The following is a 13048-nucleotide window of genomic DNA, read 5'->3' as shown; positions in this document are numbered from 1 at the left end:
ACTCTAGTCGATCTTCTCGAAGCGCTTGACGCGAGGCTTGGGCATGCGCATGAAGCGCATCTGCGTCGATCGCATCGAGGCGTACCAGCTGACGCCCTTTGTCTTGCCGCTGCCGAACTTGGCGGTGATGCGACGGCGCAGCAGCCAGGTCATGATGACGCAGTCGAGCACGGTGAGTCCGACGAAGGCCCACAGAACACCGAACGTTGCGATGCGCATCGTCTCAGTGTTGATGAACGTCATAGCCAGCACAAGGATCATCGCCGGCATCAGCAGCGAGCCGACTGAGAATCGCGCATCGACGTAGTCGCGAGCGTACGCCCGCACTTCGCCCTGGTCGCGAGGCGGCAGGTACTGCTCTTCGCCTCGCGCATAGCCTTCTTGGGCGCGCTGGCGTTGCACGGCCATCTTCTCTCGTGCCTGGCGCTTCGACTCTTTGCGGTCTGAGGGGATCAGCGGCTTGCGGGACTGCTCGACGAGCTCAGAGCGCTTGGGTGTGCGCGGCCTCGCGGGCTCCGAGGCATCGTCATAGTCTTCGACGATGTTCTTCGGCTTCGATCCAAACAGGGGCACGGTGTTCCTCACAGACAAGATTGGGTTTCCCGGCATTCTACCGGAGTCCGGCGAGTCTGGAACTAGCATGGAGAGCATGACGAACGATCACACTCAGAAAGTCCTGTCGGCGGTAGACGAGGCGTTCGACGCATCCGTCGAAGAGCTCAAGTCCCTTGTGCGCATTCCCTCTGTGGCATTCGGCGGATTCGATCCTGCGAAGCTCGACGAGTCGGCATCGGCAGTCAAGGCGCTGATGGAGTCGACAGGCGTGTTCGACTCCGTGCGCATCGAGCGCGTCCCCGTCGCTCCTGGGTCTGAGGAGTTCGGCCAGCCGGCGATCATCGCCCGCCGCGAGGCGGCACCCGGCAAGCCCACCGTGCTGCTCTACGCACACCACGACGTGCAGCCGTGGGGCGACGAGGCCCTCTGGAAGACGCCGCCGTTCGAGCCCACCGTCATCGGCGACCGCCTCTACGGCCGCGGCGCCAGCGACGACAAGGCAGGCGTCATGACGCACGTTGCGGCGCTGCGCGTGCTGCAGCAGATCGCGCCCGACAGCGGCCTCGGCATCGCACTCTTCATCGAGGGCGAGGAGGAGTACGGCTCGCGCTCGTTCGCGAATTTCCTCGAGACGCACAAGGAGACACTGCGCTCTGACGTGATCGTCGTGGCTGACAGCGACAACTGGTCGACGACGGTTCCGAGCCTGACCGTGTCGCTTCGCGGCAACGTCAAGTTCGGGCTCACGGTCACGACCCTCGACCACGCGAACCACTCGGGCATGTACGGAGGCGCAGTTGCGGATGCGCCCCTTGCGGCCATCCGTCTGCTCAACACGTTCTGGGACGAGAACGGCAGCTCGGCAGTCGAAGGGCTGCTCAGCGCCGAGCACACGGCACCCGATCAGGACGAGCAGCAGGTCCGCGACGAGGCCGGCGTGCCCGAAGGCGTGAGCCTGATCGGGTCAGGGCGCGTGCTCGACCGCCTCTGGAACGACCCTGCGATCACTGTGGTCGGCACGAGCCTTCCCGACGTGCAGAACGCCTCGAACACAATCCTCCCGACAGCGACGTTCGTCGTGTCGGCCAGAATCGCACCGGGCCAGTCGTCGGCGGATGCGCTGGCGGCTCTCGAGCGTCACGTCGAGAAGCACACTCCGTTCGGAGCGAAGGCCGAGATCACGAATGTCGAACTCGGCGATCCCTTCCTGGTCGACACAACGGGACCCGCTGTTCGCGCCATGAAGGAATCGATGGCTGACGCATGGGGCAACGAGGCGGTCGAGGCCGGAATCGGCGGCTCGATTCCGTTCATCTCGCTGCTTGAGCAGGAGTTCCCGAATGCTGAGATCCTCGTGACAGGCGTCGAAGACCCGGGCACCATGGCGCACAGCCCCAACGAATCACAGCACTTGGGCGTGCTCCGCAATGCGATCGCCTCTGAGGCACTCCTCCTGACGCGCCTCGCGACCGGCGGACTCGGATAGACTCGAAGCATGACTGACACCACGACGACAGCCCCAGCTCACGGAGTCACCATCTCCGAAGCTGCGGCCGACAAGGTGCACCGCCTGCTGGTGCAGGAGGGTCGCGATGACCTCCGACTGCGGGTTGCAGTGCAGCCGGGCGGATGCTCGGGTCTCATCTACCAGCTCTACTTCGACGAGCGCGTGCTCGACGGCGATGCAGTCGTCGAGTTTCCGGCAGCGGACGGTGCCACAGTCGAAGTGGTGGTCGACCGGATGAGCGTGCCTTATCTCGATGATTCCAAGATCGATTTCGAGGATTCCATTGAGAAGCAGGGCTTCACCATTGACAATCCCAACGCGCAGGGCAGCTGCGCGTGTGGCGATAGCTTCAGTTAGCAATCGCCCGTACTAGGATGAAACCGAACACTTTCTGATCGAAGGACGTCCCTTGCGTAACCGACGAACACGATGGCTGGCCGTGCCCGCCGCAGCGCTGACCGCTGCGGTCCTCGCTGGCTGCACCCAGGAGCAGCTTCAGGGCTGGTTGCCCTCTACTCCCGGCCTCACGAATCACGTAGACCGCATTGTCGGGCTCTGGACGACCTCATGGATCGTCCTGCTTGCAATCGGCATCTTGGTCTGGGGCCTCATGCTGTGGGCGAGCGTGGCCTACCGCCGCCGGAAGGGCCAGACAGGCCTGCCGGCACAGCTGCGCTACAACATGCCCATCGAGATCTTCTTCACAACGGTCCCGATTCTGCTCGTCATGACCTTCTTCGCGTTTACTGCACGTGACCAGGCGGCGATCGAAGCAGAGATCGAGGATCCCGACGTCTCGATCACTGCCTACGGCAAGCGCTGGGCGTGGGACTTCGTGTACGACCGCGAGAACAAGGATCCCGTGTACTTCGAAGGCATCCAGGCGCTCAACGAGCCCGGCACGATGCACATCGACGAAGACACGATCCCCACGCTCTATATGCCATCCAACTCGTCGGTCGAAATCATCCTCGAATCGCGTGATGTCGCGCACTCCTTCTGGATCGTAGAGATGCTCTACAAGAAGGACATGCTGCCTGGCGTCACCAACCACATGTACTTCGAGACGGGCGATGTCGAGGGCACCTTCACCGGCAAGTGCGCCGAGCTCTGCGGCGAGTACCACTCGATGATGCTCTTCAACGTCGAGATCGTGTCGCCCGACGAGTACCAGGCGTACCTCGACGAGCTTGAGGCAGAAGGCAACGTCGGCCACCCCGATGAGAGTCTCAACCCGCTGCAGCCCACGTGGGACAACGAGGGTGAGGAAGAAGAGTAGTCATGACTGCCACAGCAACACGTCCTTCACAGCCCGGCATCTCGCCTTCGGCAACCCGCAAGGGCAACGTCCTGGTCGACTGGATCACCACCACCGACCACAAGAAGATCGGGTACATGTACCTGATCTCGTCGTTCCTCTACTTCTGCATCGGCGGAGTGATGGCGCTGATGATCCGCGCCCAGCTCTGGTCGCCCGGACTCGACATCATCCCGACTCAAGAGCAGTACAACCAGCTGTTCACGATGCACGGCACGATCATGCTGCTGATATTCGCAACGCCGCTCTTCTCGGGCTTCGCGAACGTGCTCATGCCGCTGCAGATCGGTGCTCCCGACGTCGCCTTCCCGCGACTGAACGCATTCGCCTACTGGCTGTACTCGTTCGGCTCGCTGATCGCAATCGGCGGATTCCTGACACCGCAGGGCGCTGCGTCCTTCGGCTGGACTGCGTACGCACCACTCTCGAACACTGACTTCTCTCCTGGAGTCGGCGGCGACCTCTGGGTGCTCGGCCTCGGCATCTCGGGCTTCGGAACAATCCTCGGTGCCGTCAACTTCATCACGACGATCATCACGATGCGTGCTCCCGGCATGACCATGTTCCGCATGTCGATCTTCAGCTGGAACACGCTCGTGACCTCGATCCTCGTGCTGATCGCGTTCCCCGTGCTTGCCGCTGCGCTGTTCGGCCTCGCTGCTGACCGCATCCTCGACGCGCACGTGTTCGATCCGGCGGCAGGAGGGGTGTTGCTGTGGCAACACCTGTTCTGGTTCTTCGGTCACCCAGAGGTGTACATCATCGCCTTGCCGTTCTTCGGCATCGTCTCTGAGATCGTCGCGGCGTTCAGCCGCAAGCCGATCTTCGGCTACAAGACGCTGGTCGGAGCCACGATCGCGATTGCCGCACTGTCGGTTGCGGTCTGGGCACACCACATGTACGTCACAGGCTCTGTGCTGTTGCCGTTCTTCGCCCTCATGACAATGCTCATCGCTGTGCCGACGGGTGTGAAGATCTTCAACTGGCTGGGCACAATGTGGCGAGGATCCATTACATGGGAGCAGCCCATGGTCTGGACGCTGGGCTTCCTCGTGACGTTCGTCTTCGGCGGGCTCACTGGTGTCATCCTGGCTTCGCCCCCGCTTGACTTCCACATCTCTGACACCTACTTCGTAGTTGCGCACTTCCACTACGTCGTGTTCGGAACCGTGGTGTTCGCCATGTTCGCCGGATTCTACTTCTGGTGGCCGAAGTGGACGGGCAAGAAGCTCAACGAGCGTCTTGGCCAGGTGCACTTCTGGCTGCTGTTCATCGGCTTCCACATGACCTTCCTCATCCAGCACTGGATCGGTGTCGTGGTCATGCCCCGTCGTTACTACACGTACCTCGAGTCCGATGGCGTCACCTGGATGAACCAGGTCTCGACAATCGGAGCCATGGTGCTCGCGACCTCGATGATCCCGTTCTTCCTGAACGTGTACCTCACCGCCCGCTATGGCAAGCAGGTCACTGAAGATGACCCGTGGGGCACAGCCCGAAGCCTTGAGTGGGCGACCAGTTGCCCGCCGCCGCGCCACAACTTCGTGTCGATCCCGCGCATCCGCTCGGAGTCACCCGCCTTCGACCTGCACCACCCCGAGTATGCTCCGTGGGCGCAAGACAAGGCGAAGAAGACCGTGACCGAGGCGTCAGCCGCAAATGGAAGGAAGTAGATCATGAAGGCGAATATCGCAATCATGTGGATCATCGCGGCCTTCTTCTTTGTGTGCTCCGCGGTGTACACCTACTGGGCGATCATTGACACCCAGGAGATCGAGTGGGTTGGAACGATCACGTTCGCGCTCGCCGGTGCCATGGGCGCCATGATCGCGGCGTACCTCTGGTGGAGCGTCATGCGCCCCGTCAAGGGTCACGTCTACCCAGAAGACCGTCTTGACGCAGAGATCGATGACGGCGACCCCGAGCTCGGACACTTCGCGCCGTGGAGCTGGTGGCCGATCGCGCTGGCCGCTGCGATCTCACTGTTCGTGCTGGGCATCGCAGTCTCGACCTTCGTGCTGCCGCTCGGTCTCGTGCTGATCGTCATCACCATGGTCGGCTGGGTCTTCGAGTACTACCGCGGCAACTTCGTTCAGAGGTAGCTGTCACGGCTGCTGAGTCAGCCTTCAGACGGACTTTGCCCGCATGCACACAGTTGCATGCGGGCAAAGCCGTACTCTGGGGACATGTTCCGCAAGATCAGTCGCACCGACCTGCTCGTCGATGCCCTGATCGCGATTGCGGTGGTCGGCCCGCTAGCCTTCATCGACGTCGTGATCACATATCGCGGTCAAGTGGGGCTCTTCCTGTCGGTGTGGCCAGTGATCCTGGCGTTCCTGCTGGCAGGCATGCTGACGGTGAGGCGACTGGCACCGGTTCCTGTGCTGCTCATGGCGTTTCTGGTTTCGGCGGTGCATGTGCTTGTGCTTGCCGAGGGCATCTACGCGTCGTGGTTCGCCGTGCTGCTGCTGCTGGCGACGGTCGGTCGATTTGCCACCACGAAGCTCGAGTTCCGGCTGACAGCCGGGGTCGTCGTGCTTGCTGCGGCGCTGGTGACGCTCTGGTCGACAGGCGCACTGCTGGGACTGGGGTCGCTTCCGGCTGGCTCCGACATCTTCCTCAGTGTCTTGTTCGCATTCCTGCCGTCAGTGCTGCTGTTCACGGGTGCTGTTCTGGCGGGCGTCGTGCTTCGACTCTTCATGCGAAGCAATCGCGAGGCCCGTGAGCGCCGCAAAGCAGAGATGTCGGTGCTCGCGCAGATGCAGATGCGTGCGGCAGAAGAGGAGCGCACCGCCATCGCCCGTGACATGCACGACGTGGTGGCGCATTCGCTCGCAGTCGTCGTGGCGCAGGCGAATGGAGCCAGGTATGCCACCGACGCAGCAGTCAAAGACGACACGCTCGCGACCATCTCGAAGACCGCTTCAGGTGCGCTTGTCGACGTTCGCGGACTGCTGCATCAGCTTCGCCACTCCCAGGCAAACGATGTGAGCAACGGTCTCTGCGACGTGCCCGACCTGGTCGAACGGATGCGCGGTGCCGGGATGGACATCCGTCTTACCATGCCGCCGCACGGCATCCAGCTTGCGCGTGCCTCCGAACTCGCCGCGTACCGCGTCGTGCAGGAGGCGCTCACGAACGCCATGCGTCACGGCGCGGTGGGCGCTCCGGTATTCGTGCGCGTCGATGTGGGGCACGAGCTCATCGTGAACGTGCACAACCGGCCTGCGCAGTACGGTGGTGACCGGGTGCCATCGGGCAGCCACGGACTCACCGGCATGCGTGAGCGTGCAGCGCTTGCGGGCGGCAGCTCGTGGATCGGCATCGACCAGGGCTGGTTCAGGGTGCTCGTACGCATGCCGGTGGCGCTGCAGACATGATTGAGGAGACACAGATGATCCGAGTGGCGATTGTCGACGACCAGGCGCTGTTCCGTGGCGGAATCCGCATGCTGCTCGAGTCGCAGGTCGACATGCAGGTTGTGGCTGAGGCAGGGGACGGGCGTGAAGCAGTCGCTGTCGTTCGTGAGGCGCAGCCCGATGTCGTGCTCATGGATGTGCGCATGCCGGTGCTCGACGGCATCGCAGCCACTCAAGCGATCGTCAGTGAGCGTCCGGCAACGAAGGTGATCGTGCTCACCACCTTCGACCTCGATGAGGCGGCCGCGCGCGCGATCCGGGCCGGCGCATCCGGATTCGTCCTGAAAGAGGCCGAGCCGGAGTTCGTGCTGGCATCGATTCGAACCGTGGTGAACGGCAACCAGGTGCTTGCTGCCAGTGCGACGCGTGCACTGTTCGAGCACTTCGGCAAGCGGGCGCACCAGGCGGTTCCGGATGCCTTCGACACGCTCACCGACCGTGAGCGCGAGATCTTCATGCATGCGTCGAAGGGGCACTCGAACACCGAGATCGCCACCGCGGAGTTCGTGAGCGAGGCGACGGTCAAGACGCACATCTCGCGCATCCTGACGAAGCTGGGGCTGCGCGATCGCGTGCAGCTGGTGGTCTACGCGTACGAGCACGGCCTCGCCTGAGGCCAGAAGCTCGGCGTTGTCAGTCTGCAGGATGACACGAGTCAGTCGGCAGACGGTCGTGCGCCGGTGCGCCGCGGGATTGACTGGTCAGCATGAACAGTCCTGCCTTGCAACTGCACGAGATCAGCCGCCACTTCGGTGCGGGTCACACACGCGTCACTGCCCTCGAGGATGTGTCGCTGCAGGTGGCACCGGGCGAGCTGGTCGCCGTCATGGGGCCCTCCGGCTCAGGCAAGTCGACGATGCTCGCCTGTGCCGCCGGCCTTGACGAGCCGAGCTCGGGACGGGTGCAGGTCGGCCAGCAGGTGCTCACGGGCCTCTCTGACGATGCGCTAACAGAGACTCGCAGAAAGCACATCGGCTTCGTGTTCCAGTCGTACAACCTGCTGCCGTCGCTGACTGCGGCCGACAACATCCGTCTGCCGTTCGAGCTGGGCGGCGACCGCCCTGACGAGACGCGCATCGCAGAACTCGTCGAGAGACTGCGGATCGGCGATCGCCTCGACCACCTGCCGGGGGCGCTCTCTGGGGGGCAGCAGCAGCGGGTCGCGATCGCTCGAGCGCTGACAACACGCCCGAATGTGGTGTTCGCCGATGAGCCCACCGGTGCTCTCGACACTGCAAGCGCCAGGGAAGTGCTCGACCTGCTCGCAGAAGAGGCAGCGCTCGGCCAGGCAATCATGCTCGTGACGCACGATCCGATGGTGGCAGCCAGAGCGAGTCGCATCGTGTTTCTGCAGGACGGCCGCGTGCAGCGCGAGGTCAGCGGCCTGAGCGCCGAGCAGATCGCCACCGAGATGGTGCAGCTGGCCGGAGCATCACGATGAATGCCGGTTCGAAGCTGGCGTTTCTCGCCACGTTCATCGCAGCTGCCGGGTGCACTGCGCTGATGACCGTGACGACGCAGTTTCGCGTGCTGCTGGAAGCCTCTGCAGCGCTTGTGAACTCCGAGACCCTGATCGTGATGGCTGTGCTCGGGCAGATCGTCCTCGCGGTCGTGACGGTGCTGATCGCCTCGATTGTCGCGCAGGTCGCATTTCGACAGGCGGTCGACGAGCTGCGCCGCGACATCGCACTGCGCAGACTCGTCGGGTCACGCAGGCGAGACGAGCGGCGACGTCTCTTCGGCGGATTCTCGGCAACAGGAGCCGTCGGAGCTGCAGCCGGGTGGGCGGCCGGGGCGATCCTCGGCGCGATCGTGGGCTTGGTGCTGCGGCAGCAGCGCGCGGAGTGGCACGGTGTGGCGATTCCCTGGGTTGATCCCGCTGCGCTGATTCCGGCTGCTGCCATCGTGCTCGGTGCGCTTGCCGCAGCATGGGGTGCGAGCAGGCGGGTGCTCCAGATCGCGCCCGCTGAAGCCGTGCGCACTGCTGTGCAGGACGAAGACCTGGGTGCGGGGCGCAGGCGGCCTCTTGCCTGGACGCTCGTGGTGACAGGATCAGCGGTGCTGCTCGCCTCGTTGGCAGGCGGGTTCCTCACGCCGCTCGCCGTGCTGCCGGGCGTGCTCGGGGGAGCGCTGTCGGTGCTCGGCATCGTGGCGCTGGCGACACCCCTCACGCAGGGGCTGCTGCGACTCGCGGCACCAGCTGCACGCAAATCGACTGAGCTGTCGATCGCGCTGGGGAGCCTGCAGCGATCGCCCAAGCGAACCGGCGGAATCGCCATCGCACTCATGGTGGGTGTCGCTGTCGTCACGATGTTCTCCGTTGCAGGCGAGACTGCTCTGATTGCCATGGATCGCGCAGCGGGAGGCGACGGAATGTCGGAGACGCAACGGGAGTTCCTGGGCGAGATCGCGGCGCAGTTCATGACGGTGATCGCTCTGGCAGTCGGCGGCGCCAGCCTCATCGCGGTGTTCGGCTTCGTGTCGACGATGCAGATGTCGGTCGCCTCGCGCACTCGCGAGATCGGCCTGCTGCGGCTGGTCGGCATGTCGGTGCAACGAGCGAAGCGAACGGTGCTGATCGAGGCCGCGCTCATCGGCGCGCTGGCTCTTGCGAGCGGTTTCGTGCTGGGACTCGTCTACGGCTGGTTCGGTGCGTCGATGATGTTCGGGTCGTACCCCGGCATGGGCGTGCTGATGCCTGCCGTGCCCTGGCTGCTGCCGGTGCTGCTGGCTGTGGCCACACTCGCCGTTGCGCTGGGTGCCGGATACCCCGCTGCGCGACGTGCTGGGCGCATCCGTGCACTCGAGGCGGTTGCGGTCGCCTGAGGTGTATGGTTGCGGTATGGCAACTTCACTGCTGCTCCTTCGCCGCCGCGGCGAGGCCTGAGAAACCGGGCCCCCTCGTCGCGGAGTCTGCGATGCCCGGCACACTGACCGACAGCAGCGAAGCAGGAGCAATCATGAAGAACAAGCAGCAGCCCAGCGGAATGCCCTTTCAGCGGTACGTTCCCTTCCACGAGCAGATCAAGGTCGAACTGCCTGATCGCACGTGGCCCGACAAGCGCATCGAGCGTGCACCCCAGTGGTGTGCTGTCGATCTGCGCGACGGCAACCAGGCCCTCGTCGACCCCATGTCGCCGGACCGCAAGCGCCTCATGTTCGATCTGCTCGTCAAGATGGGCTACAAGGAGATCGAGGTCGGATTCCCGTCTGCCAGCCAGATGGACTTCGACTTCGTGCGCCACCTCATCGATGACGACGCGATTCCCGACGATGTGACGATTCAGGTGCTGGTGCAGGCGCGTGAGCACCTCATCCGTCGTACCTACGAGTCGATCAAGGGCGCCAAGCGTGCGATCGTGCACTTCTACAACTCGACCAGCGTGCTGCAGCGTGACGTGGTGTTCCGCAGCGACCGCGAGGGCGTGAAGCAGATTGCCGTCGATGCCGCGAAGCTGTGCCGTTCGCTCGAGCACCTCGTCGAAGAGACCGAGATCATCTACCAGTACTCGCCCGAGTCGTACACGGGCACGGAGCTCGACTATGCGGTCGAGGTCTGCGATGCGGTCACCGAGGTCATCGAGCCGACTCCCGAGCGCAAGATCATCATCAACCTGCCGGCCACAGTCGAGATGTCGACGCCGAATGTCTATGCAGACTCGATCGAGTGGATGCACCGCAACCTCGCTCGTCGCGACTCGATCGTGCTCTCGCTGCACCCGCACAACGACCGAGGAACCGGCGTTGCAGCGGCTGAGCTCGGCTACATGGCCGGAGCCGATCGCATCGAAGGCTGCCTGTTCGGCAACGGAGAGCGCACCGGCAACGTCGACCTCATCGCGCTGGGGCTGAACCTCTTCACGCAGGGTGTCGACCCCGAGATCGACTTCTCAGACCTCGACGAGATCCGCCGCGTTGCCGAGCACTGCAACCAGATGCGTGTGCACGAGCGCAGCCCGTGGGCAGGCGACCTCGTCTACACCGCGTTCAGCGGCAGCCACCAGGACGCCATCAAGAAGGGCTTCGAACGCATGTCGCAAGAGGCCGCTGAAGCCGGTGTCAGCGTCGACGAGATGACGTGGGCTGTTCCGTATCTGCCGATCGACCCCAAGGACGTCGGTCGCAGCTATGAAGCTGTCATTCGCGTCAACTCGCAGTCGGGTAAGGGCGGTGTCGCGTATCTGCTGAAGGCCGACCACGGCCTCGACCTGCCTCGTCGTCTGCAGGTCGAGCTGTCGAACATCGTGCAGGCTCGCACCGACACTGAAGGCGGCGAAGTCACCAGTGCGCAGATCTGGAACATCTTCGGCGACGAGTACCTGCCGTCTGACCCTGCGAACTACGATGACGGATTCCAGCGCTGGGGCCGCTTCGAGCTGACGCACTTCCAGACGGCGTCGACGTCGACAGGCGAGTCGAGCATTGTCGGCGAGATCCGCGACGGTGAAGTCGTGCACGACTTCGACTCGACCGGCAACGGTCCGATCGATGCGCTGCTCACGATGCTGCGCGAGCACAGTGTCGAAGTGCAGCTGCACGACTACGTCGAGCACACGATGAGCCAAGGACAGGATGCACGGGCTGCGTCGTACGTCGAGCTCAGCGTGAACGGTGTGACGGTGTGGGGTGTGGGCATCGACCACAACTCGCAGAATGCATCGCTGAAGGCAGTGATCTCGGGCGTCAACCGCGGATTGCGAAGCAAGGCCGTTGCCGACGTATCGTGACGAAGGCGTGGTGCTGCGAACCCATCATCTGGGGGAGGCAGACCGCATCGTCACGCTGCTCACTCGCTCGCACGGCAAAGTCCGGGCAGTTGCGAAGGGTGTGCGCCGCACTTCGTCGAAGTTCGGTGCACGCCTCGAGCCGTTCATGGTTGCTGACATGCAGCTTGTGGTGGGGCGCAGCCTCGACATCATCACGCAGGCGGTCACGCTTGGCAGCTATGCGCCCGACATCGTCGGCGACTACGGCCGCTACACGGCTGCTGCTGCGATGGTCGAGACTGCAGATCGGCTGACTGATCACGACGGGTCACTGCAGCAGTATGTGCTGCTGATCGGTGCTCTGCGCTCGCTTGCGCGGGGTGAGCATGCTCCCACGCTGACGCTTGACTCGTATCTGCTTCGGGCGCTGTCGATCGCCGGCTGGGCGCCGAGCTTCGATGAGTGTGCCGTCACTGGTGCGCCCGGGCCCCATTCGGCATTCTCGCCGCAGCTGGGTGGCATGGTCGCTGCCGAAGCGGCGCCTCCCGGAACAGCGCGGCTTGCTCCCGAGACCGTCGAGCTGCTCGGGGCGCTGCTCGCAGGAGACTGGGAGCGAGTGGATGCGTCGAGCACCGGCATCCGCAATGCGGCCTCGGCTGCGGTCGGGGCCTATGTGCAGTTTCATCTTGAGCGCGGGCTACGATCGTTGCAGCACATCGAGAGGAACACGCTGTGAAGATCACGCATCCCGATGCAGTGCCGTATCGCGAGGTCGACTGGACGGGGGAGTACCCGCCCGAGTACACGCGTGGCCAGGTGCCAGCCCATGTCGCGATCATCATGGACGGCAACGGCCGGTGGGCGAACAAGCAGGGGCTGACTCGCACGCAGGGGCACGCTGCCGGCGAAGAGGTGCTGCTCGATGTCGTTGCAGGTGCGTTGCAGGCCGGGGTGAAGCAGCTGTCTGTGTATGCGTTCTCGACCGAGAACTGGAAGCGCGACCCAGCCGAAGTGCGCTTTCTGATGGGCTTCAACCGCAAGGTGCTGCACAGGCGACGCGATCAGCTCAATGCCTGGGGAGTGCGCATTCGGTGGGCTGGGCGACGCCCGAAGCTGTGGCGCAGCGTCATCGACGAGCTCGAGCGCGCGCAGGAGATGACCAAGCACAACACCCGGCTGACCCTCACGATGTGCATCAACTACGGCGGCAAGCTCGAGATCGTCGATGCGGTTCGTGAGATCGCCGAAGAGGTTCGGGCTGGCCGGCTGAAGCCGAGTGGCGTCACCGAGCGTGTGCTCGATGCACGGATGTATCAGCCCGACATGCCTCCGGTCGACCTCTACATTCGCTCCAGCGGCGAGCAGCGGATCTCGAACTTCCTCACCTGGCAGGGTGCGTATGCCGAGATGGTCTTTCTCGATACGCTCTGGCCTGATTTCTCGAGGCGCGAGCTCTGGCATGCGATCGACATCTACTCAGGGCGCGTGCGTCGATTCGGCGGAGCCATCGATGCGCCTGGGACGCAGGCTGCGTCGTGACCAG

At 63.9% G+C, this 13048-nt stretch carries 13 protein-coding genes; 12 read left to right on the top strand and 1 reads right to left on the bottom strand.

The window, feature by feature from the left end; translation table 11 throughout:
• Positions 1 to 3 precede the first annotated feature (3 nt).
• A complete protein-coding gene (locus tag CZ674_RS09005; RefSeq protein ID WP_159456950.1) occupies positions 4 to 573 on the bottom strand; it encodes a DUF3043 domain-containing protein in 570 nt (189 codons plus the stop codon).
• A 76-nt stretch (positions 574 to 649) separates the two neighbouring features.
• Between CZ674_RS09005 and CZ674_RS09000 the strand changes: the two genes are divergently transcribed.
• The 12 genes from CZ674_RS09000 (at position 650) to CZ674_RS08945 (ending at position 13044) form a co-directional block, all read left to right on the top strand.
• Positions 650 to 2041: a dipeptidase gene (locus CZ674_RS09000; protein ID WP_086992190.1), complete on the top strand. Its 1392-nt coding sequence runs from the start codon at positions 650 to 652 to the stop codon at positions 2039 to 2041.
• A 9-nt stretch (positions 2042 to 2050) separates the two neighbouring features.
• Positions 2051 to 2419, top strand: coding sequence for a HesB/IscA family protein (locus tag CZ674_RS08995; protein ID WP_086992189.1), 369 nt, complete (start codon positions 2051 to 2053; stop codon positions 2417 to 2419).
• 52 nt (positions 2420 to 2471) lie between these two features.
• A complete protein-coding gene (ctaC, locus tag CZ674_RS08990) occupies positions 2472 to 3341 on the top strand; it encodes an aa3-type cytochrome oxidase subunit II (protein ID WP_086992188.1) in 870 nt (289 codons plus the stop codon).
• A gap of 2 nt (positions 3342 to 3343) precedes the next feature.
• On the top strand, positions 3344 to 5053 hold the full coding sequence (gene ctaD / locus CZ674_RS08985; protein ID WP_086992187.1) for an aa3-type cytochrome oxidase subunit I: 1710 nt from the start codon (positions 3344 to 3346) through the stop codon (positions 5051 to 5053).
• A 3-nt stretch (positions 5054 to 5056) separates the two neighbouring features.
• On the top strand, positions 5057 to 5482 hold the full coding sequence (gene ctaF, locus CZ674_RS08980) for an aa3-type cytochrome oxidase subunit IV (protein WP_086992186.1): 426 nt from the start codon (positions 5057 to 5059) through the stop codon (positions 5480 to 5482).
• Positions 5483 to 5566: 84 nt separating this feature from the next.
• Positions 5567 to 6760, top strand: a complete 1194-nt coding sequence (locus CZ674_RS08975; RefSeq protein WP_159456949.1) for a sensor histidine kinase — start codon at positions 5567 to 5569, stop codon at positions 6758 to 6760.
• A gap of 14 nt (positions 6761 to 6774) precedes the next feature.
• Entirely contained in the window at positions 6775 to 7413 is a 639-nt protein-coding gene (locus tag CZ674_RS08970) for a response regulator transcription factor (RefSeq protein WP_086992184.1), read from the top strand.
• A 92-nt stretch (positions 7414 to 7505) separates the two neighbouring features.
• Positions 7506 to 8240, top strand: a complete 735-nt coding sequence (locus tag CZ674_RS08965; RefSeq protein ID WP_086992183.1) for an ABC transporter ATP-binding protein — start codon at positions 7506 to 7508, stop codon at positions 8238 to 8240.
• Positions 8237 to 9625, top strand: coding sequence for an ABC transporter permease (locus CZ674_RS08960; RefSeq protein ID WP_086992182.1), 1389 nt, complete (start codon positions 8237 to 8239; stop codon positions 9623 to 9625). The genes CZ674_RS08965 and CZ674_RS08960 overlap by 4 nt, the downstream gene beginning before the upstream one ends.
• Positions 9626 to 9759: 134 nt before the next feature.
• Entirely contained in the window at positions 9760 to 11526 is a 1767-nt protein-coding gene (gene leuA / locus CZ674_RS08955) for a 2-isopropylmalate synthase (RefSeq protein ID WP_086992181.1), read from the top strand.
• A complete protein-coding gene (recO, locus tag CZ674_RS08950) occupies positions 11510 to 12241 on the top strand; it encodes a DNA repair protein RecO (protein WP_086992180.1) in 732 nt (243 codons plus the stop codon). The genes leuA and recO overlap by 17 nt, the downstream gene beginning before the upstream one ends.
• On the top strand, positions 12238 to 13044 hold the full coding sequence (locus tag CZ674_RS08945; protein WP_086992179.1) for an isoprenyl transferase: 807 nt from the start codon (positions 12238 to 12240) through the stop codon (positions 13042 to 13044). Before recO ends, CZ674_RS08945 begins: the two co-directional genes overlap by 4 nt.
• The last annotated feature ends 4 nt before the right edge of the window (positions 13045 to 13048 follow it).

It is taken from the genome of Agrococcus casei LMG 22410, assembly GCF_900163565.1.
Lineage (GTDB): Bacteria > Actinomycetota > Actinomycetes > Actinomycetales > Microbacteriaceae > Agrococcus > Agrococcus casei.
Note: the sequence above shows the minus strand (reverse complement) of the source record. Positions and strands in the feature narration are given on the sequence as shown.

Excerpts from the sequence above, each read along its gene's own strand:
- CZ674_RS09000 (WP_086992190.1), top strand. The coding sequence starts at position 650 with ATGACGAACGATCACACTCAGAAAGTCCTGTCGGCGGTAGACGAGGCG.
- CZ674_RS08975 (WP_159456949.1), top strand. The coding sequence starts at position 5,567 with ATGTTCCGCAAGATCAGTCGCACCGACCTGCTCGTCGATGCCCTGATC.
- CZ674_RS08995 (WP_086992189.1), top strand. The coding sequence starts at position 2,051 with ATGACTGACACCACGACGACAGCCCCAGCTCACGGAGTCACCATCTCC.
- ctaD (WP_086992187.1), top strand. The coding sequence starts at position 3,344 with ATGACTGCCACAGCAACACGTCCTTCACAGCCCGGCATCTCGCCTTCG.
- CZ674_RS08970 (WP_086992184.1), top strand. The coding sequence starts at position 6,775 with ATGATCCGAGTGGCGATTGTCGACGACCAGGCGCTGTTCCGTGGCGGA.
- CZ674_RS08960 (WP_086992182.1), top strand. The coding sequence starts at position 8,237 with ATGAATGCCGGTTCGAAGCTGGCGTTTCTCGCCACGTTCATCGCAGCT.
- CZ674_RS08965 (WP_086992183.1), top strand. The coding sequence starts at position 7,506 with ATGAACAGTCCTGCCTTGCAACTGCACGAGATCAGCCGCCACTTCGGT.
- ctaF (WP_086992186.1), top strand. The coding sequence starts at position 5,057 with ATGAAGGCGAATATCGCAATCATGTGGATCATCGCGGCCTTCTTCTTT.
- leuA (WP_086992181.1), top strand. The coding sequence starts at position 9,760 with ATGAAGAACAAGCAGCAGCCCAGCGGAATGCCCTTTCAGCGGTACGTT.